The following is a 20174-nucleotide window of genomic DNA, read 5'->3' as shown; positions in this document are numbered from 1 at the left end:
CTCTTCGCCCAGGGCCTGTGCCAACAGCCTTCTCGGCCACTTTTGCCCGCACATACGATGGAAAGCGGCACCGTCCGAGGAGGAAATGCAGTGACCGAGCACCAGCCCGCGCCCGAGAACCCCGAAGGTGACGAGCCGATCAAGCAGCGGAAGAACGGCCTCTACCCGGCCGTCTCCGACGAGCTTGCCGCGAACATGAAGACCGGCTGGGCCGACACGGAGCTGCGCGACCTGCGGCCCATCGCCCAGGCCCCCGAGACCGCCCGGCGCCGCGCCGAGCTCTCCGCACAGTTCCCGGGCGAGCGCCTGGTGATCCCCGCGGGCAACCTCAAGACCCGCTCGAACGACACCGAGTACAGCTTCCGCGCCTCCACGGAGTACGCGTACCTCACCGGCGACCAGACCGAGGACGGCGTCCTGGTCCTGGAGCCGACCGGCCCCCAGGGGCACGACGCGACGGTGTACCTGCTGCCGCGCTCCAACCGCGAGAACGGCGAGTTCTGGCTCGACGGCCAGGGCGAGCTCTGGGTCGGCCGCCGCCACAGCCTCACGGAGGCCGAGCACCTGCTGGGCCTGCCCGCCTCGGACGTGCGCGAGCTCGCCGACGCGCTCGCCGACGCCACCGGCCCGGTCCGCGTGGTGCGCGGCCACGACGCCGACATCGAGACGGCCCTGACCGACAAGGTCACCGCCGAGCGCGACGAGGAGCTGCGCGTCTTCATCAGCGAGCAGCGCCTGGTGAAGGACGCCTTCGAGATCGGCGAGCTCCAGAAGGCCGTCGACTCCACGGTCCGCGGCTTCGAGGACGTCGTGAAGGTCCTCGACAAGGCCGAGGCCACCTCGGAGCGCTACATCGAGGGCACGTTCTTCCTGCGCGCCCGCGTCGAGGGCAACGACATCGGTTACGGCTCCATCTGCGCCGCCGGCCCGCACGCCACCACCCTGCACTGGGTGCGCAACGACGGCCCGGTCCGCTCCGGCGAGCTGCTGCTCCTGGACGCCGGTGTGGAGACCCACTCCCTCTACACCGCCGACGTCACCCGCACGCTGCCGGTCAACGGCACGTACACCGACCTCCAGCGCAAGATCTACGACGCCGTCTACAAGGCCCAGGAGGCCGGCATCGCGGCGGTGCGGCCGGGCGCCAAGTTCCGCGACTTCCACGACGCCGCCCAGCGGGTGCTCGCCGAGAAGCTCGTCGAGTGGGGCCTGACCGAGGGGCCGGTCGAGCGCGTCCTGGAGCTCGGCCTCCAGCGCCGCTGGACCCTGCACGGCACCGGGCACATGCTCGGCCTGGACGTCCACGACTGCGCGGTCGCCCGTACCGAGGCGTACGTGGACGGTGTCCTGGAGCCGGGCATGGTGCTGACCGTCGAGCCCGGTCTGTACTTCCAGGCGGACGACACCACCGTGCCCGAGGAGTACCGCGGGATCGGCGTCCGGATCGAGGACGACATCCTCGTCACCGAGGACGGCAACCGGAACCTCTCCGCAGCGCTGCCGCGGACGTCCTCCGCGGTCGAGGCGTGGATGGCGGAGCTCAAGGGTTGAGCCCTCGAAGAGCCTGAACCGGTACGAAGAGCCGTGGCCCGCGCCGAGCGGGCCGCGGCTCTTCGCCGTACCGGCGGCCGGGAGCGGGTCAGCGGGTCAGCGGGTCAGCGGGTGGTGTAGCCGCCGTTGACGAACAGCGTCTGGCCGTTGAGCCACCAGCCGTCGGTGAGCAGGAACTTCACGTACGGCGCGATGTCCTCGATCTTCGTGAGCTCGCCGTTCATCGCCGACGACTTGTGGTACGCGATCGAGTCGTCGCTCTCGGCCGGGTAGAAGAAGCCGGTGTCCATGGGCCCGGGGGCGATGTTGTTGACGGAGATGTTGCGGCCGAACAGCTCCTTGGAGAGCGCGCGGGTGAAGTGCTCGACGGGGGCCTTGCTGCCCGCGTAGACGGAGTAGAGGCCGGTGTAGGCGGCGAGCAGCGAGGTCACGATGGTGACGATCTTCCCGCCGTCCTCCAGCCGCTTGGCGGCCTCGCGCATCATGAAGTAGGCCGCCTTGGTGTTGACGGCGAACATCTTGTCGAACTCTTCCTCGGAGGTCTCGGTCATCGGCTTCTTGATGACCATGCCGGCCGTGTTCACCATGCAGTCGACCTTGCCGAAGGCGGCGACCGCGACATCGAAGAGCCCCTCGACCTCGGACACGTCGGTCAGGTCGGCCTCATGGACGACCGCGTCGCCGCCCGCGGCCTTGACCTGCTCGGCGGTCTGCTGCGCGCCCTCCTTGGAGGAGGGGCTGTTGTAGTGGACGACGACCTGAGCACCGTCCGAGGCGACCTGCCTGGCGATGAGGCTGCCGAGGTTCCTCGACGCGCCCCCGATGACGACGACCTTGTCCTTGAGCGTGCGGGTGGGTGCGGGCGTGGGCATGGGTCTCTCCCGGAGACGGATGGATGCCGGCAAGACAGGCAGATGCCAGGCAGGTGCCGGACAGAAGCCAGGCAGAAGCTGGTATTGCCCACGTTATTGACGTATGTCCGGATGCGCCTGCGGACGACCCCCACCTGGGCCGTTCCCCGGCCGTGTCCGGCGGATCTTCGGCTGCGGGCCGGCTGTGCCGCCTGCGGCGGCGAGCGCCCTGCAGGCGCGTCCTCAAGCGCCGGACGGGCTTGATTTCGCTGGGCTCAGCCCCTTGCAGCCCGTCCGGCGATTGAGGACACCGCCGCGCAGCGGTGGTGCGCACGACACGGCCTAGCCCCCGAGGCCCGCGTCGCGTGCCAGCAGCGCGGCCTGCACGCGGTTCTCGCACTCCAGCTTGGCGAGGATGCGGCTGACGTACGTCTTCACCGTGGCCTCGCTCATATGGATCCGCCGCCCGGCGTCGGCGTTGGACAGGCCCTCGCCGAGCAGCGCCAGCACCTCGCGCTCACGCCCGCTCAGCGCGGCGACCCGCGCCCGCGCCCGCTCGCCCCGGTCGGTGGCCGGGGTGACCACCAGGGAGTCGGCGACGTGCCGGGTCGCCGCGGGGGACAGATACGCGTCGCCGGCCGCGGCCGCCCGTACCGCCCCTATCAGCTCGCCCGGCGCCGAGTCCTTGAGCAGGAAGCCGGCCCCGCCCTGCCGCAACGCCCGCAGGACGTTGTCGCGCTCGCCGAAGGTGGTCAGGATCAGCACCCGGGTGGCGGGGGCCGCCCGCCGGAGTTCGGCGAGCGCGTCGAGACCGTCCATCACCGGCATGCGGATGTCGAGCAGCGTCACGTCCGCCCGGTGGCACCGGGCCAGCTCGACCGCCTCGCGCCCGTTCGCCGCCTCCGCCACGACCTCGATGTCGTCGGCCGAGGTGAGGATCATCCGGATGCCCGCCCGGATGAGCGGCTCGTCATCGGCGATGAGGACGCGGATCACCTGGTCTCCCGCTCCGTTAATTCTTGACGTGGAACACGCGCTTCTCGGCCAGTTTCCCGTCCTTGAAGCAGAAGCGGTACACGGTATCCGTGCTCAGACCCTTGGAGGTGTCGGTGGACAGCAGTGCGAGGCAGCTCGTGCCCTCCGGGTCGTCCGGCAGCTTGGTCTTCACGTCCGAGGTGATGAAGGATTCGCCCGACGGCAGCCGCTCGCGCACCTGCTTCTCACTCTCGCCGATCCGGACCGAGGCGTAGTCGTCGGGCCCTATGAGGGCCTTGTCCGACTCCTCGATCACCTTGCCCACCCCGAGGACAGCCAGCACCACCAGACCCACGAGCACCAGCAGGGCGACGCCGCAGCCGATCAGGCAGCCGTTTCTCTTCTTGCTCACGATGTTCTCGAACTCCTCGCGCGGATCCGACCAGTCGATGACCGGTCCACCGTCGCCCGGCGGCAGCTGCCCCATCTGCTGCCGGAAGTCGTCGGCCGCGTCGACGAAGGTCGACTCCCCCGCCTCCTTCGTCTCGTACGGAAGCACCCCGGCGAGCCGGAAGCCGCCGTCCAGCGGTCCGGCGTACACCATCCCGCCGACCAGCCGGGCCCGCTCCCGCAGCCCCGTCAGCCCCTGTCCGCCGCTGACCGGCGCCGCCCACGCCCCGGGCCCGTCCGGCGCCGGGCCGTTCGCCACCTCCACGACGACCGCGTCCGGCTCATAGCGCAGGCTGACGGTGATGGGCGCGCCCGGTGCGTGCTTGTAGGCGTTCGTCAGCCCTTCCTGCGCGACGCGGTACGCGGCGTGGTCGGCCGTCAGCGCCAGCCGGCGCGGCTCGCCCGACCGCTCGAACCGCACCCGGGCCCCGGCGGCCGCCGCCGACTCGACCAGCGCCTCGATGCCGGCCACCGCCCGGGAGACGGGCTCCCGCTCCTCGGCCGTGCCGGCGTCCTTGAGGATGCCGACCACCTCGCGCAGCTCGTGCATCGCCGCCACCGACGCGTCGCGCAGCACTCCGACGGCCTCCCGCTGCCGCCCGGTCAGCTCCCGGTCCACCTCCAGCGCGCCCGTGTGCACGGCGATGAGGGCCAGCTGGTGCCCGAGGCTGTCGTGCATGTCCTGGGCGATGCGCTGCCGCTCCCGCAGCCGCGCCTGCCCCGCGATCATCTGCCGCTCGCGCAGCAGCTGGGCGTTGCGCTCCCGCAGGGCCTGAAGCAAGGTGCGGCGCTGCGTCCAGTACCGGCTGGTGAGGCCGGGGACCACCGCGGAGACCAGGAAGGTCAGGGTGCCGAGCGAGGCGAACAGCAGCACCGACTGCTGTATGTGCCACAAACCGAGCACCATGTTCACGACGAAGGCCGCGCAGAAGGTCACCAGCGCCCGCATCACCCCGGGGATCCGGCGCCCCGCCGACCAGCCGGCCAGGAACAGGATCAGGCCGCCGCCCTCGGTCACCCCGGACAGCGCCGCCGCGACGACGAGCACCGTCCCGGGCAGCACCCTCCGCAGCAGCGACAGCGCGGCGACGGCCGCCGCCACCGCCACGATCCGCAGGACGCCGTTGCCACTGAGCCACTCGATGGCCCCGGAGAGCCCCGCGAGCGTGAGCGCCAGCGCGCACTCGCCGGCCAGCCGCCGCCGGGACCACTGCCCGGGGTCGACCAGCCGCCGCCACAGCTCACGGGCCCACGTCGTCGCCTTCATGCCCCGCAGCCTAGGCAGCGGGCACGAGCGGGTTCGTCGGCCGAAGGTCTAGCGGCGGAACGACCAAAGTCGCCGGTCGCGACGGCTCATGACATCTTTCGGCTCTCACAACGCCTTGAGCTCGCACCACCCTTTGAGCTCTCACGACGCCTTGAGCCCTCACGACGCCTTGAGGAGGGCGCCCTCTCTCCACTTGAGGATCTTGTCGAAGCTGACCACCGCGCCCTGGTGCCCCGGTCGGTTGCGGACCCGGACGTGGTCGGTGAGCGACTCGATGAGAAAAAGGCCCCTGCCGTGTTCGTCCTGGGCGGGGGCCGGTGTCTTCGGGCGCTGGGGCCGGTTCGCGCGCCGCGGCTGCGGGCGGCGGTCGCGTCGGCGCGGCTGCTCCGGAAAACCCGGTCCTGAATCCGTGACCTCGATCCGGCAGGTGTCGCCGTCGATGAACGCGGTCACGAGATAACCGGTGGAGGAGTCACCGCCGTGCTCGACGGCGTTGGCGCACGCCTCACTGAGGGCGACCGACAGGTCGTAGGAGATCTCGGGGTCGACCCCGGCCGTCTCCATGGTCCCGACCAGCAGTCGTCGTGCGAGCGGCACGCTCGCGGCCTCGCGCCGCAGATGGAGTGACCACCAAATGCTCATGCTCAGCCTCCTGGCCGCGGCTCGACATACCGATACGTATAGCCACCCCTGATGGCCCGTAAGCCTGCCGAGTGCGTGAGACCGCTCATTCGGACGACGCGGCGAATGGGTGCGTCGGTGTATGGAGGTACTCCGCCGTGCGCCGGTGCGCCCCGTTCAGGTGGCGATCGGGCGCCCCCTGCCGTAGGGCGGGAGGGGGGCCGGTGGGATGATGGCGCAGCCATGTCTGACCCCGTCGCGCGCGCCGGCGCCGATCTGCGACTGTTCCGGGCCGCGGTGTTCACCGCGGTCTGTGTTCTGCTGTCCGCGGGCGGGCACGTACTGGCATCCTGCGCGAGCGTCCCGCTGTGGACGCTGGGCGCGGGCTTCGCCCTGGTCCTGGCGGCGGCCGTGCCGCTGGCCGGGCGGGAACGCTCCCTGCCGGGCATCGCGGCCGCGCTGGCCGCCGGGCAGCTCGCCCTGCACACGCTCTTCGGTCTCGGGCAGCACGACGCCGGGGTGACCCCGCGCCAGGCGGGCTCCGAGGGCAGCCTGATCACCTTCGCCGCGAAGCTGATCTGCAACCAGCCACATCCGATGTCCGCGACGGAGGCCCGCCGCGTCATCACCGACGCCGGGATCGACCCGTCCGTACACCCGATGCCGGTGGCCGCGCCCACCCCCGCTCCGCCGGGGTCGCTGCTCGACCTCCTGCCGACCTCGCTGCCGATGCTGCTCGGCCACCTGCTCGCGGCGCTGGCCGCCGGCTGGCTGCTGCGGCGCGGAGACGTCGCGCTGTGGCGGGTCGTCGGGCTCTCGGAGCGGTCGGCGCGCGCGGTGGCCGAGGCAGCGCTCGTACGCGCGCTGCGCTCCGCCCTCACGCTCGTACGCGCCCTGTGGGAGCGCGTCGGCGGGAAGCCGGTCGTACCGGCCCGCGGCGCGTACCGGGAGGAGGAGCGCCCGGCGGCCGAGCCGGTGCTCCAGCACGTCGTGATCAGGCGGGGACCGCCGGTCTGCGCCCTCGCGGCCTGACCACGCGACGCACTCCGGCATTTCGGGCGGAAGGGCGGTCGCGCTGTCGCCGCACGCGCGCAACCGCATCCCTTTCGTCCCTCCTGCCTCTGGAGTGTCCCCATGAACGCCAGCACCGCTCGCCTGCGCCGCCTCCCCCTCGTCGGCGGTATCGCCGCCGGCACCGTCCTGCTGCTCGCCGGTCCCGCCTTCGCGCACGTCAGCGTGCAGCCCGGCACCGCCGAGAAGGGCGGCTACAGCACCATCGCCTTCAAGGTGCCGAACGAGAAGAACGACGCCTCCACCGTGAAGCTGGAGGTCACCCTCGACCCGAAGCACCCGCTGTCCTCGGTGACGGTGCAGCCCGTACCGGGCTGGGAGGTGAAGGTCGAGAAGAGCAAGCTCGACAAGCCGCTCCAGTCGCACGGCAAGACGATCGACGAGGCCGTCAGCAAGATCACCTGGTCCGGCGGCAAGATCGAGCCGGGTCAGTTCCAGCAGTTCCCGCTGTCGGTCGGCCAGCTGCCGACGGACGCGGACGAAATGGTCTTCAAGGCGCTCCAGACCTACTCCGACGACGACGTCGTGCGCTGGATCGACCCGTCCAAGCCGGGCGGCGCGGAGGCCGAGCACCCGGCGCCGACCCTGAAGCTCGTCGCGAAGGCCGGCGCCGCCGACAAGAAGACGGACGCCGGCACGGCGGACGACAAGAACACGCGGGCGGCGGGCTCCGAGAAGAGCGACGGCTCCGACACCACCGCCCGGGTCCTCGGCGTCGCCGGCATCGTCGTCGGTGTCGTGGGCGTGGCCTTCGGCGTGCTCGCCGGACGCCGCCGCACCGACGCCTGACCCACGGAACCGCCGGGGCGCGGCCGCCCGACGCGCTGCCGCCGCCCCTGCACCACCGACCGATTCCGGAGAAGAACTCCATGCGCACCAAGATCCTGGGCGTGGCGCTGGCCACCGCCGCCGCGCTCGCCCTGACCGCCTGCGGGGGCGGCTCGGGCGGCGACAGCGACAAGCCCGCCGCCGATGTGTCCGCGGCGCCCAAGAAGGCCGCGATCACCCTCGACCGGCCGAACCCCAAGCCGGACCTGGTCCTGACCGACACGTCCGAGAAGAAGTACGAGCTGGTCAAGGAGACCAAGGGCCACCCCGTCCTGCTCTACTTCGGCTACACCTACTGCCCGGACGTCTGCTCGACCGTCGTCGCCGACATGGCCGACGCCGCGAAGAAGCTGCCCAAGGCGGACCGCGACAACCTGAAGATCGTCTTCGTCACCACCGACCCCGAGCGGGACACCCCCAAGCGGATGCGCGAGTGGCTCGACGCCCAGGGCGGGCAGGACATCGTCGGTCTGACCGGCTCGTTCGACACCGTCCAGGCGGCCGCCAAGCCGCTCGGCATCCTCGTGGAGAAGCCGAAGAAGGAGAAGGACGGCTCCATCACCGTCAGCCATGGCGCCCAGGTCATCGGCTTCTCGCCGAAGGACGACGGCGGCCACTGGGTCTACACCGCCGAAACCACCGCCGCCCAGTACGCCAAAGATCTCCCGAAGATCGTCAAGGGGGAGAACCCGTGATGCGCAAGTCCACTGCCGCCACCGCCGCCGTCCTGCCGCTCCTGCTCGCCGGAGGCATGCTCCTGGTCACCGGCTGCCAGTCGGAGAAGAACGCCCTGGCCACCGACAAGCCCGAGCTGTCGGTCAGCGGCGCCTACCTGCCGCAGCCCGCGATGGCGGACATGGCCGCCGCCTACCTCACCGTCGAGAACGACGGCGACAAGGCCGACCGGCTCACCTCCGTCACCAGCCCGATCTCCGGTGACATCACCATGCACACCACCGAGGGCTCGCGGATGAAGCACGCGACCGAGCTCGACGTGCCCGCGAAGGGCGCGCTGAAGCTCAGCCGCGGAGGCACGCATCTGATGCTCGGCAAGCTCGGCCACCTGCCGAAGGCCGGCGAGAAGGTGGAGTTCACGCTGCACTTCGCCACGTCCGGGTCCATGAAGATCCAGGTCCCGGTCGAGTCCACGACGTTCCGTCCCAAGGACTGACGTGCGATGAGGACCCTGACCACCGGACGGCTGCTGCCCCTGCTGGGGACGCTGCTCGCCGCGCTGCTGTGCGCACTCGGCCCTGGTGCGGCCACAGCGTCGGCGCACGCCGCCCTGACCGCCACCGACCCCGCCGACGGGTCGGTGGTGCCGGCCGCGCCCCGGCGGGTGACGCTCACCTTCTCCGAGGGGGTGCTGCTGAACTCCGATTCGCTGCGCGTCCTCGACCCGAGCGGCGCGCGCGTCGACGAGGGGCGGCCGACCCACGCGGACGGCAAGTCGGGCACCGCGACCGTCGGGCTGCGCGCCGGGATCGGCGACGGCACGTACACGGTGGCGTGGCAGGCCGTCTCGGCGGACAGCCATCCGGTGGCCGGGGCCTTCACCTTCTCCATAGGCGCGCCGTCGAAGACGGCGGCGAAGGTGATGACGGCCAGGGTCGACCCGGTCGTCGACTGGTTCTACGGAGCGGCGCGGTACGCGGCGTACGCCGGTTTCGTGCTGCTGGTGGGCGGCTGCGTCTTCGCCGGGGTGTGCCGCTCGGCGCGGCCCGTCCGACGGATCGCGGTGGGCGGCTGGATCACGCTCTTCGCCTCGACGGCAGCGCTGATGCTGCTGCGCGGCGCGTACACGAGCGGCAAGGGACCGGGCTCGGTCCTCGACCTGTCGCTGCTGGGCGATGTGCTGTCCACCAAGCCGGGTGCCGCGCTGCTGTCCCGGCTGCTGCTGCTGAGCGCGGCGGCCGTCTTCCTGGCCGTGCTCTTCGGCTCGCACGCCCGTGAGGACGACGACCGCACGCCCGGGGAGCGCCGCGACGTGGCGTACGGGCTCGGGATCGGCGGCGCGGTCGTCGCGACCGGGCTGGCGGCGACCTGGGCGATGGCCGAGCACGCCTCGGCCGGTCTGCAGACCTGGCTGGCGATGCCCGTGGACGTGCTGCACCTGCTGGGCGTCGCGGTGTGGCTGGGCGGGCTGGCCGCCCTGCTGGCCACGCTGTGGAGCGGCGAACCGATCCGGCGGGCCGCCGTGATCCGCTTCTCGCGGCTCGCGTTCGCCTCGGTGTGCGTCCTGGTGGCGACGGGGCTGTACCAGTCCTGGCGGCAGGTCGGCTCGTGGGGCGCGCTCACCGGCACCGAGTACGGGCGGCTGTTGCTGATCAAGGCCGGTCTGGTGGTCGCCCTGGTCGGCGTCGCGTCGTTCTCGCGGCGCTGGACGGGGCGGCTCGGCGACCGTACGGAGCCGAGGAGGGCCAAGGCCGCCGCCCCGGTGAAGGCACCGGCCGGCAAGGGCGGCGGGACGTCACCCGAACGAGCCGTTCAGCTCGCCCGGCAGCGGGCGGCGCTCGCGAAGGCGGCCGGGCGGCGGCAGCGCGACGCGGACGAGGGGCGCAGCGGTCTGCGGCGTTCCGTCCTGGCCGAGACCGCCGTCGCGGTCGTCCTCCTCGCCGTCACCACGATGCTCACCGGCACGCAGCCGGGCCGCGCGGAGACCGAACAGAAGGAAGCCGGCGCCGCCCGCGCGGCGGCCACCGCCGCCGGGCCGGCCGAGGTGAGAATCCCGTACGACACCGGTGGCACGAACGGCCGCGGTACGGCCGTCGTACGGATCGACCCGGCGCGCTCGGGCGACAACACCCTCGGCGTGACGGTGACCGATCCGGCCGGGCGGCCGGTCGACGTGCCGCAGCTCGATGTCTCCTTCACCGAGACGCGGAAGAACATCGGGCCGCTGCGGGCCTCGCTCCGGCACGTCTCCGCGGGCCGCTGGCAGGCGACCGGTTTCCAGCTGCCCATGGCCGGCGAGTGGCAGCTGACCCTGACCGTACGGACCTCCGAGATCGACCAGATCACGGAGATCAGGAACGTGAAGATCAACTAATGGCTGAACGGGTTGCGGAAGTGAAGCGAGACGGTACGGACGCGATGAGCCGGCGGCGGCTCCTCGGCACAGCCGGGGCGGTCGGCGCGGCGGGGCTCGTCGTCGGAGGCGGAGGCGGCGCGTTCGCGGCGCATGCCGTACGGAAGGAGCCGGCGGCGCTGGCCGGGGTCGGCTCGGCGTCCGTGTTGTTTCACGGGAAACATCAGCCGGGCATCGCCGAACCGGCGCAGGCGTGCGGCCACCTGCTCGCCTTCGACCTGGCGCCGGGCGCCGACCGCAAGGCCGCGGCGGCACTGCTGCGGCGCTGGTCGGCGACGGCGGCGGAGCTGATGGCGGGCGGGACGCCGAAGGACGATGCCACCGGCATCGCGCTCGACGCGGGGCCGTCGTCCCTGACCGTCACCTTCGGTTTCGGCCGCACCTTCTTCGACCGCACCGGGCTGGCCGCGAAGCGGCCCGCCGCGCTGGAGCCGCTGCCCGCCTTCACCGGCGACGCGCTGGACGCCGGGCGCGGCGAGGGCGACCTGTGGGTGCAGATCGGCGCCGACGACCCGCTCGTCGCCTTCCACGCGCTGCGACTGCTCCAGAAGCAGGCCGGGGACGCGGCGCGGCCGCGCTGGCAGATGAACGGCTTCAACCGGGCCCCGGGTGCGACCGCCGAGCCGAAGACCGGCCGCAATCTGATGGGCCAGATCGACGGTACGAACAATCCGAAGCCGTCGGACCCCGACTTCGCCGAGCGGGTCTTCGTGCCGGACGACTCCGGCGACTGGATGGCCGGCGGCTCGTACGCGGTCGTACGGCGCATCCGGATGCTGCTCGACAGCTGGGACCACCTGTCGCTGGAGCGCCAGGAGCGGGTGATCGGCCGGCGCAAGTCCGACGGGGCGCCGCTGTCGGGCGGTACGGAGACGACGCCGGTCGACCTGAACAAGATCGACGGGAACGGCGCGCTGGCGATCGCGGGCGACGCACACATCCGCGTGGCGGCACCGGAGTCGAACCGGGGCGCGGCGATGCTGCGGCGGGCCTTCTCGTACCACGACGGCTTCCGCGACGACGGGGCGCCGGACGCGGGCCTGCTGTTCATCGCCTGGCAGGCGGATCCGCGCCGCGGGTTCGTCCCCGTCCAGCGCAAGCTCGACCGCGGCGACGGCCTCTCCCGCTTCCTCCGTCACGAGTCGAGCGGGCTCTTCGCGGTGCCGGGTGGGTGTGCGGAGGGGGAGTACGTGGGGCAGCGGTTGCTGGAGGGGTGAGGGCCCTTCGGGGCCGCCGGCCGTCTTCCGCGGCCGGCGCGTACGCGCTGACGCGCGGTGTCCTCAATCGTCGGACGGGCTGGATCTTGCCGGGGTGGCTGATCGAGGTGCGGCACGGGCGGCCCGGTGCCTGGAGATACGGGTGCCGGGACGGGCCGGGGGCCGGGTCGTGGGCCGGGTCGTGGGCCGGGTCGTGGGCCCGGGATGGCCGCCGGGTGCGGGCGTCCGGGCCGGGCTCCGGGCCGGACGCGGCCGCCGGGAGAACACCGAGCCGGGCTGAACAGGCGACACAAGCGCCCACCCATCCAGCCCGTCCGGTGTTTGAGGACGACGCGCGTCAGCGCGGAACAGGCACGAGGAACCTGGACCTACCCTCCAGCCCGTCCAGCCTGCCCATCAGGGACCGAGGAACTCGCGCGACCTGGGCCGACGCCCACCCCCTCCGGCCCGTCCGGCATTCGAGGACACCGCGCGTCAGCGCGGAGCAGGCACCGGGGACCCGGACGGATTCGTCCCCACAGCCCGTCCGGCGCTTGAGGGCACGGCCGCGAGCCGTCCTCGGAGGAACCCCGTTCCCGGAAAGATCCACCGCCGCAGCGGTAACGTGGCAAGCCCCACCAGCGGACCGTTCCGGAGGAAAACCCGCGTGATGTCGGCCAGCCGCTATACCTATCTCGGCCCAGAAGGCACCTTCACCGAGGCCGCCCTCCGCACCCTGCCGGAGGCGGCGACCCGCGAGCTGGTCCCCATGGTGTCCGTACCGGCCGCCCTGGACGCCGTGCGCCACGGTGAGGCTGCCGCCGCGCTCGTACCGATCGAGAACTCCGTCGAGGGCGGGGTCACCGCGACCCTCGACGAACTGGCCACCGGCACCCCGCTGATGATCTACCGCGAGGTGCTGCTCCAGATCGCGTTCGCCCTGCTCGTACGTCCCGGAACCGCCCTCTCCGACATCAAGACGGTGACCGGCCACCCCGTCGCCCAGCCGCAGGTGCGCAACTGGCTGGCCGCGAACCTGCCGGACGCCCGCTGGGAGTCCTCGGCGTCGAACGCGGACGGTGCGCGGCTGGTGCAGGAGGGGCGCTACGACGCCGCCTTCGCGGGGGAGTTCGCGGCGGCGACGTACGGGCTGGTGCCGCTGGTCACCGACATCCACGACGCGGAGAACGCGCAGACCCGGTTCGTACTCGCCGGGCGGCCGGCGCGGCCGGCGGCGCGTACGGGTGCGGACAAGACGTCCGTGGTGGTGTGGCTGCGCGACGATCACCCGGGCGCACTGCTGGAGTTGCTCCAGGAGTTCGCGACGCGCGGTGTGAACCTGATGCTCATCCAGTCGCGCCCGACCGGCGAGGGCATCGGCAACTACTGCTTCGCGATCGACGCGGAGGGGCACATCACCGATCGCCGGGTGAGCGAGGCCCTGATGGGGTTGAAGCGGATCTGTCCGAAGGTGCGGTTCCTCGGTTCGTACCCGCGCGCGGGGGTCGACCCGGCCGATGTGGCGGACACGGCGCCCGGGATGTCGGACAGCGCCTTCGTGGCGGCGGCGGACTGGCTGGCCAGGTGCCAGGACGGGCGGGCGTGATCGCTTCGGCGGCCGCGCGGACGGCCTCGGGGCGCTCGCGCCCCACAAAGTTATCCACAGGCTTTTCCCGGTCTGGGGATAAGTCGACAGATCGAGGGCGTCCAGGCCGCCCCCGAATCGGTCAAGGTCGACAAATCTCTCTAACTACAGGGCTGTCATCCACAGCACCTAGGTGGCCGCGCGAGGCCCTCGCGCCACCCCACTGTCAGTCGAATGCCATCGAACAACCCTTTAGCGCATGCCATTACCACCCGAATGAGTGGCAGAGCGACGTTTGCCCAAGGAATCTTCGACATAAAGACAGAACCGGGCGGAATGTTCGATTCCGGCGTCCACAGATTTCACGCACAGCCTGTGGACAAAGAAACGGAGCCCCCGACACCTGTGGACAACAGGCTCACCAACTGCCGCCCGCCGCAAGGCGGGACGACGCTACACCGTGCCCCTATGCCCTATTTCATCAATTGCGCGCGAATTTCCCGACAGCCGGTCCGGCCCGTTATTCCTCGCCTTTCCAGTCTCCCCAAAATGGGGCAAACGCAACGAAAAGGAATATCGCGTCGAGTGATCGCGCCCGCGAAGGTAGCCTGGTGGGGTGATTGACCTTCGCCTGCTTCGTGAGGACCCCGACCGTGTGCGCGCCTCTCAGCGCGCCCGTGGAGAGGACGTCGACGTCGTCGACGCACTGCTCTCCGCCGACGAACGGCGCAGGTCGTCCAGCGTCCGCTTCGATGAACTCCGCTCCGAGCAGAAGTCGCTCGGCAAGCTCATCCCCAAGGCCACCGGTGACGAGAAGACCGCGCTGCTGAAGAAGGCCGGCGAGCTGTCCGCCGCCGTCAAGGCCGCCGACGCCGAGCAGGACGAGGCCGCCGCCGAGGCGCAGCGCCTGCTCCTGCAGATCGGCAACCTCGTCCACCCGGACGTGCCGGTCGGCGGCGAGGACGACTTCGTCGTCCTGGAGACCGTGGGCACGCGGCGCGACTTCTCCGCCGAGGGCTTCGAGCCCAAGGACCACCTGGAGCTCGGCCAGGCGCTCGGCGCGATCGACGTCGAGCGCGGCGCGAAGGTCTCCGGCTCGCGCTTCTACTACCTGACGGGCATCGGCGCGCTGCTGGAGCTCGCCCTCGTCAACGCCGCGATCGCCCAGGCCACCGCCGCCGGCTTCACGCCGATGCTCACCCCCGCGCTGGTCAAGCCGCGCGCCATGGAGGGCACCGGCTTCCTCGGCCAGGCCGCGCAGGACGTCTACCACCTGGACAACGACGACCTGTACCTGGTCGGCACGTCCGAGGTGCCGCTCGCGGCGTACCACATGGACGAAATTCTCGACGCCGCCCAGCTCCCGATGCGCTACGCCGGCTTCTCGCCGTGCTTCCGCCGCGAGGCCGGCACGTACGGCAAGGACACCCGCGGCATCTTCCGCGTGCACCAGTTCGACAAGGTCGAGATGTTCTCGTACATCGCACCCGAGGACGCCGACGCCGAGCACGCGCGCCTGCTGGAGTGGGAGAAGCAGTGGCTGACGAGCCTGGAGCTGCCGTTCCAGGTGATCGACACCGCCACCGGTGACCTCGGCTCCTCGGCCTCGCGGAAGTTCGACTGCGAGGCGTGGATCCCCACCCAGGGCAAGTACCGCGAGCTGACCTCCACCTCGAACTGCAACGAGTTCCAGGCCCGCCGCCTGTCCGTGCGGATGCGCGACGGCAAGAACGTCCGCCCGGTGGCGACGCTCAACGGCACGCTGTGCGCGGTCCCGCGCACGATCGTGGCCATCCTGGAGAACCACCAGCAGGCCGACGGCACGGTCCGCGTCCCCGAGGTCCTCCGTCCGTACCTGGGCGGCCGGGAGATCCTGGAGCCCCTCGCCAAGTGAGTCCGACGAGTTCGACGGGTCCGAGCACGCTGCCGTACCGGCTGATCGCGACGGACCTCGACGGCACGCTGCTGCGCTCCGACGACACCGTCTCGGAGCGCACCCGCGCCGCGCTCGGCCGGGTCACGGCGGCGGGTGCCTCGCACATCATCGTCACGGGCCGGTCGGTGCCGTGGACGAAGCACATCCTGGACGCGCTGGACTACCGCGGTCTCGCGGTATGCGGCCAGGGCGCGCAGGTTTACCACGCCGGCGAGCACAGACTGCTGACGTCGGTCACGCTGGACCGGAAGCTCGCCGCACTGGCCCTCGCCAAGGTCGAGGCGGAGGTCGGCCCGCTGTTCCTGGCCGCCAGCCGCGACGGCATGGACGGCGAGGTGCTGGTCGGCCCCGGCTACCGCATCCAGGAAGGCCCGCTGCCGGCCGTCCCGATCACCGACCCCGGTGAGCTGTGGGCCGCGCCCCTGAACAAGCTCTACCTCCAGCACCCCGACCTCGGCGACGACGGTCTGGCCGAGGTGGCCCGGGCCGTCGCCGGCGACCTGGTCGGCGTGACGATGGCGGGCCCCGGCATCGTCGAGCTGCTGCCCCTGGGCCTCAGCAAGGCCACGGGCCTGTCGCTGGCCGCGCGCCGGCTGGGCATGAAGGCCGCCGACACGATCGCCTTCGGTGACATGCCCAATGACGTCCCGATGTTCGGCTGGGCGGCCCACGGCGTGGCCATGGCCAACGCCCATGCCGAGCTGAAGGCGGTGGCGGACGAGATCACCGACTCGAACGAGGACGACGGGATCGCGACGGTCCTGGAGCGTCTGTTCGCCTGAGAGCAGTTGGTTCTCCCCCAGCCGCCGTCGGGTCCCCGACGGCGGCTGTCGTGTCTCCTGAGGCCGTCGTCGGGCCTTCCGGGGTGTCCGCCGGGCCTCCCGAGCCATCCGCCGGGCCGCCGCCGGCCGTCGCGGGAACTCTTACCCTGGCCACCGCCGGACGGGTGAAGTCCCACGGCGGCCTGCCGTTCGTGAGCGGCCAGCAGGCGAGGCCGATCGCGACGGAGATCGCGTGGCCGATGTCGGTGTACGTACCGCCGGTGCACAGGGGAACGGCGAAGAACAGCACCAGGCCGACCAGGTAGAGCCACCGCCAAGGCCGGGGCACCCGATAGGCGAGGATGCCGGCGGCCGCGGCGAGCCCGTACGAGACGCCTATGTCGACAACGTGCTTCATCGAGCGCGGCAGCGAGTGGTCCTCTATGGACATCAGGACGACCTGCTGGCTGATGAGCGTGGCCGCGACATGGGCGACGGCGACGGTGAACAGCCAGCGCGCGGTGCCGATCCAGCGTTCGACATTGGCGTGGACGAGCTCGAAGAGACAGGCGTAGAGGACGAAGGACGACGGGTTCTCGATCCAGAAGCCGCTGATCAGCAGCGACTGCAGCGGGTGTTTGTTCAGCTGATGGATGTTGCTGCTGGTGCGGTGGAGGAGGAAGGTCTCCAGGTCCTGGCTGGCCGCGGCGATGACCAGGCTGGTGACTCCGATGATCAGCAGCCAGATGTGGGTGCCGGGCGAGGTGCGGACCCAGGAGCGTATGCCGGGCCCCAGGAGGGATACGTCGGCCTTCACGGTTCGACGGTAGCCCGGATGGCCTCATGGGGGCACGATCGGCGAGTATTCAGTTGTAGGATGACTGGGCAACCGGATGGATTTGTAGATCACGAGCTTCGGAGGAACGGCGGCATGGCACTGCGGGCAGCGGGACGGCAGTCCCTGGTGGACACCGTCGTGGATCAGTTGCGCGCGCAGGTCGCCGCGGGCGAGTGGCGGGTCGGCGAGCGCATCCCGACCGAACACGCCCTCGCCGAGCAGCTCCAGGTCGGGCGGAACACCGTCCGCGAGGCCGTACGGGTCCTCGTGCACGCCGGAATGCTGCGCTCGCGGCAGGGCGAGGGCACGTTCGTCCTCTCCATGTCGGACCCGGCCGAGATCATGCGCGGCGTGCAGCGCGCGGGGGTGCGGGACGTCCTGGAGCTGCGGATCGCGCTGGAGGTGGAGGCCGCGCGCCTCGCCGCGCTGCGGCACGAGCCCGGCGACCTGGACCGGATGCGGGCCGCGCTCAAGGCGCAGACGGCCTTCGAGGACTCCGAGGGCCAGCCCGACTCCGGCAACCTGGAGCTGTACGCCGATCACGACGTCGAGTTCCACAAGGCGGTCGTGGAGGCCGCGCACAACAGCGCGCTGACCGCGACGTACGGCTGGTTCAGCAGCTCGGTGCGGGAGGCGCTGCTCACCGCGCTCGGCGACCGGGAGATGCCGCGCATCGACCACGGCGACCACGACGACCTGCTGAACGCCATCGCCTCCGGCGACCCCGACGAGGCCGCGCACGCCTGCCGGCTGCTGCTCGAACGACCGAAACAGGCCGTCGAGTCCCTGCTCCCCGAGAGCTGACCCCCTCTTCCGTTCCCGCTCGCCATCGCACCTGCCCTTGGAGAACCGCCCCATGCCCGAGACGAAGCCCGGCGCACCACTGATCGACGCGGAGGAGGATCTGGCCCCCGCGCCACCGGTCGTCGCCGCGCGCCGGCGGCTGCGCGCCCATCCCGCGCTCGTGATGCTCGGCATCGTCCTGGCCTCGCTCAATATGCGGGCCGCGCTGGCCGGGGTGTCGCCGCTGCTCGGCGAGATCGGTGACCACTTCCACCTGGCCGCCACCGCGAGCAGCCTGGTGACGACCATTCCGCTGGTCTTCATGGGCCTCGGCTCGATCGTCGCGCCGAAGCTGGCCCGCCGGTGGGGCACCGAGGCGGTGCTGTGCGGCGCGCTCGTCCTGCTGTGCGGCGGCATCCTGCTGCGCGTCGCGCCGCCGGTCGTCGCCCTGTTCGTCGGCTGCGCGCTCGTCGGCACGGCGATAGCCCTGCTGAACGTCCTGATGCCCGGCCTGATCAAGCGGGACTTCCCTGAGCGGGCCGCGAGCATGACCGCGCTCTACTCCACCGCGATGATCCTCGGCGCCACCGTCTCCGCGGCCTCCGCCGTGCCGCTGGAGGAGGCCCTCGGCGGCTGGCAGGGCTCCCTCGTCTCCTGGGCGCTGCTGGCGGCCGTCGCCGCGGCCGCCTGGCTCCCCCAGGCGGCCATCGCACGCCGGGGCACCGCGCACGGCCTGCCGGCCGCCACCGCCCGGCCCACCGCGTCCGGCGAGGGGCGCGCGCTGCTGCGCACGCCGCTGGCCTGGCAGGTGACCCTGTTCATGGGCATGCAGTCGCTGATCGCCTATGTGTGCATCGCCTGGATGCCGACGGTCTTCACCGACAACGGCATGAGCAAGAGCGAGGCCGGCATGGTCTACGCCTTCTACACGCTGGTGCAGATGGCGGGCTCGTTCGTGGTGCCGCTCCTGGCCGGGCGGATGCGCGACCAGCGGCCGCTGGCCGTCGGGGTCGTGCTGCTCATGGCGGCGGGCACGACCGGTCTGCTGCTCGCCCCCGTGGCGGGCGCCTGGGTCTGGGCGACGATGATGGGCGTCGCCCAGGGCGGCACGCTGGGGCTCGCCCTGACGATGATGGTGCTGCGCTCGCGCGACGCCCACACGGCGGCGCGGCTGTCGGGCATGGCGCAGACCTGGGGCTATCTCCTGGCGTCCGTCGGCCCGTTCGCCATCGGCGCGGTCCACCAGGCGACGGGCGGCTGGACGCTGCCGGTCGCACTGCTGCTCGTCGCCTGCGCGGGACTGGTCTTTCTGGGACTTGGGGCCGGGCGCGATCGCAAGATCTGAGACGTTGGAGTGGCAGGAGGCTCCCACGGGGCCTCCCCACCCGTCGTGAGGAGTCCGTCCGTCATGCACGTGCCTTCCCGCATCACCGTCCCCGCCGCGCTCGCCGGCTACCACGACGAGTTCGACGGGGAGGCGGGCCGCAGCTGGGTCGCCGCCCTGCCGGACCTGGCCGCGGAGTTCATGGACCGCTGGCGGCTGCGGCTCGACGGCCCCTCCTGGCACGGTTACGTGGCCCTCGTCCTGCCCGTCCTGCGCGAGGACGGCACCCCCGCCGCACTCAAGCTCCAGCCGGTCACCGACGAGAGCGCGGGCGAGCCGGACGCGCTGCTCGCCTGGAGCGGTGACGGCGCGGTCGGCCTCCTCGACCACGACGCCGCGTCCGGCTCGATGCTGCTGGAGCGGCTGGACGCCGGGCGCTCGCTGATGTCCGTACCGGATGGCGAGGCGGCGCTGCGGACGCTCTCGGAGCTCCTCGCGCGGCTGCTCGCGGTGCCCGCGCCGGCCGGGCTGCGGTCGCTCGGGGACATCGCGGGCGCGATGCTCCACGACGCGCCGGAGGCGGTGCCGGCCCTGGCCGATCCGGACGAGCGCCGGCTGGTGGCGGGCTGCGCCGCGGCCGTACGGGAGGTGGCCGGCGAGGCCGGTGACCGGCTGCTGCACTGGGACCTGCACTACGAGAACGTGCTGGCCCCGCTGCCCGGCGCGGAACGGGAGCCGTGGCTGGCCATCGACCCCAAGCCGCTGGTGGGCGACGCCGGGTTCGAGCTGCTGCCCGCGCTGCACGACCGGTGGGACGACGTCGTGGCGACCGGGGACGTCGAGCGTGCGGTGCTGCGCCGCTTCGACCTGATGACCGAGGTGCTGGGCCTGGAGCGGCGCCGCGCGGCGCGCTGGACGCTCGGACGGGTCCTGCAGAACGCCCTGTGGGAGATAGAGGATGCCGAGGAGGGCGAGGACATCACCCTGGCGCCCGAACAGATGGCGATCGCCGGCGCGCTGGCGGCCCGCGTGTGAGGCGCCGCGGGTGA

Annotated in this window: 18 protein-coding genes; 13 read left to right on the top strand and 5 right to left on the bottom strand. The window is 71.9% G+C overall.

Annotation, left to right across the window (positions count from 1 at the left end):
• Window positions 1–90 precede the first annotated feature (90 nt).
• Window positions 91–1551 (top strand): aminopeptidase P family protein, encoded by a 1461-nt coding sequence (locus tag J7E86_RS04490; RefSeq protein WP_308312463.1) that lies wholly within the window; start codon window positions 91–93, stop codon window positions 1549–1551.
• A 104-nt stretch (window positions 1552–1655) separates the two neighbouring features.
• Here the strand turns inward: J7E86_RS04490 and J7E86_RS04485 are convergent, their stop codons facing one another.
• The 4 genes from J7E86_RS04485 to J7E86_RS04470 all read right to left on the bottom strand — a co-directional run bounded on the left by J7E86_RS04485 (window position 1656) and on the right by J7E86_RS04470 (window position 5736).
• Window positions 1656–2423 (bottom strand): SDR family oxidoreductase, encoded by a 768-nt coding sequence (locus J7E86_RS04485; protein WP_215079946.1) that lies wholly within the window; start codon window positions 2421–2423, stop codon window positions 1656–1658.
• Between the two features lie 321 nt (window positions 2424–2744).
• Window positions 2745–3398: a response regulator transcription factor gene (locus tag J7E86_RS04480; RefSeq protein WP_215079944.1), complete on the bottom strand. Its 654-nt coding sequence runs from the start codon at window positions 3396–3398 to the stop codon at window positions 2745–2747.
• Between the two features lie 16 nt (window positions 3399–3414).
• Window positions 3415–5094 carry a sensor histidine kinase gene (locus J7E86_RS04475; RefSeq protein ID WP_215079942.1) on the bottom strand — a complete coding sequence of 560 codons (1680 nt, stop codon included), beginning with the start codon at window positions 5092–5094 and terminating at the stop codon, window positions 3415–3417.
• A 159-nt stretch (window positions 5095–5253) separates the two neighbouring features.
• Window positions 5254–5736: an ATP-binding protein gene (locus J7E86_RS04470; protein WP_215079940.1), complete on the bottom strand. Its 483-nt coding sequence runs from the start codon at window positions 5734–5736 to the stop codon at window positions 5254–5256.
• A 222-nt stretch (window positions 5737–5958) separates the two neighbouring features.
• Between J7E86_RS04470 and J7E86_RS04465 the strand changes: the two genes are divergently transcribed.
• From J7E86_RS04465 to J7E86_RS04425, 9 genes are all read left to right on the top strand, one after another.
• Window positions 5959–6747, top strand: a complete 789-nt coding sequence (locus J7E86_RS04465; RefSeq protein WP_215079938.1) for a hypothetical protein — start codon at window positions 5959–5961, stop codon at window positions 6745–6747.
• 102 nt (window positions 6748–6849) lie between these two features.
• Window positions 6850–7575, top strand: a complete 726-nt coding sequence (locus J7E86_RS04460; protein WP_215079936.1) for a YcnI family protein — start codon at window positions 6850–6852, stop codon at window positions 7573–7575.
• Between the two features lie 80 nt (window positions 7576–7655).
• Window positions 7656–8309 carry an SCO family protein gene (locus J7E86_RS04455; protein ID WP_215079934.1) on the top strand — a complete coding sequence of 218 codons (654 nt, stop codon included), beginning with the start codon at window positions 7656–7658 and terminating at the stop codon, window positions 8307–8309.
• Window positions 8309–8785 carry a copper chaperone PCu(A)C gene (locus J7E86_RS04450; protein ID WP_215079932.1) on the top strand — a complete coding sequence of 159 codons (477 nt, stop codon included), beginning with the start codon at window positions 8309–8311 and terminating at the stop codon, window positions 8783–8785. The genes J7E86_RS04455 and J7E86_RS04450 overlap by 1 nt, the downstream gene beginning before the upstream one ends.
• A gap of 6 nt (window positions 8786–8791) precedes the next feature.
• A complete protein-coding gene (locus tag J7E86_RS04445) occupies window positions 8792–10663 on the top strand; it encodes a copper resistance protein CopC (protein ID WP_215079930.1) in 1872 nt (623 codons plus the stop codon).
• Window positions 10663–11919: an iron uptake transporter deferrochelatase/peroxidase subunit gene (gene efeB / locus J7E86_RS04440; protein ID WP_215079928.1), complete on the top strand. Its 1257-nt coding sequence runs from the start codon at window positions 10663–10665 to the stop codon at window positions 11917–11919. The genes J7E86_RS04445 and efeB overlap by 1 nt, the downstream gene beginning before the upstream one ends.
• Window positions 11920–12568: 649 nt before the next feature.
• Window positions 12569–13504: a prephenate dehydratase gene (gene pheA, locus J7E86_RS04435; protein ID WP_215079973.1), complete on the top strand. Its 936-nt coding sequence runs from the start codon at window positions 12569–12571 to the stop codon at window positions 13502–13504.
• Window positions 13505–14099: 595 nt separating this feature from the next.
• Window positions 14100–15377: a serine--tRNA ligase gene (gene serS / locus J7E86_RS04430; protein WP_215079926.1), complete on the top strand. Its 1278-nt coding sequence runs from the start codon at window positions 14100–14102 to the stop codon at window positions 15375–15377.
• A complete protein-coding gene (locus tag J7E86_RS04425) occupies window positions 15374–16201 on the top strand; it encodes an HAD family hydrolase (protein ID WP_215079924.1) in 828 nt (275 codons plus the stop codon). The genes serS and J7E86_RS04425 overlap by 4 nt, the downstream gene beginning before the upstream one ends.
• Here the strand turns inward: J7E86_RS04425 and J7E86_RS04420 are convergent.
• Window positions 16143–16997, bottom strand: a complete 855-nt coding sequence (locus tag J7E86_RS04420; RefSeq protein ID WP_374223764.1) for a rhomboid-like protein — start codon at window positions 16995–16997, stop codon at window positions 16143–16145. The genes J7E86_RS04425 and J7E86_RS04420 overlap by 59 nt on opposite strands.
• A 114-nt stretch (window positions 16998–17111) precedes the next feature.
• On the opposite strand from J7E86_RS04420, the gene J7E86_RS04415 reads away from it, so the two are divergent.
• The 3 genes from J7E86_RS04415 to J7E86_RS04405 all read left to right on the top strand — a co-directional run bounded on the left by J7E86_RS04415 (window position 17112) and on the right by J7E86_RS04405 (window position 20160).
• Window positions 17112–17822 (top strand): FadR/GntR family transcriptional regulator, encoded by a 711-nt coding sequence (locus J7E86_RS04415; RefSeq protein WP_215079922.1) that lies wholly within the window; start codon window positions 17112–17114, stop codon window positions 17820–17822.
• A gap of 52 nt (window positions 17823–17874) precedes the next feature.
• The gene (locus tag J7E86_RS04410; RefSeq protein ID WP_215079920.1) at window positions 17875–19146 is read left to right on the top strand and encodes an MFS transporter; all 1272 of its coding nucleotides are present in this window, start codon (window positions 17875–17877) and stop codon (window positions 19144–19146) included.
• 63 nt (window positions 19147–19209) lie between these two features.
• Window positions 19210–20160, top strand: coding sequence for an aminoglycoside phosphotransferase family protein (locus tag J7E86_RS04405; protein ID WP_215079919.1), 951 nt, complete (start codon window positions 19210–19212; stop codon window positions 20158–20160).
• Window positions 20161–20174 lie beyond the last annotated feature (14 nt).

Source organism: Streptomyces sp. ISL-11 (assembly GCF_018614525.1).
GTDB lineage: Bacteria > Actinomycetota > Actinomycetes > Streptomycetales > Streptomycetaceae > Streptomyces.
The sequence above is the reverse complement of the archived record's forward strand: the minus strand, read 5'-3'. Positions and strand labels throughout refer to the sequence as shown.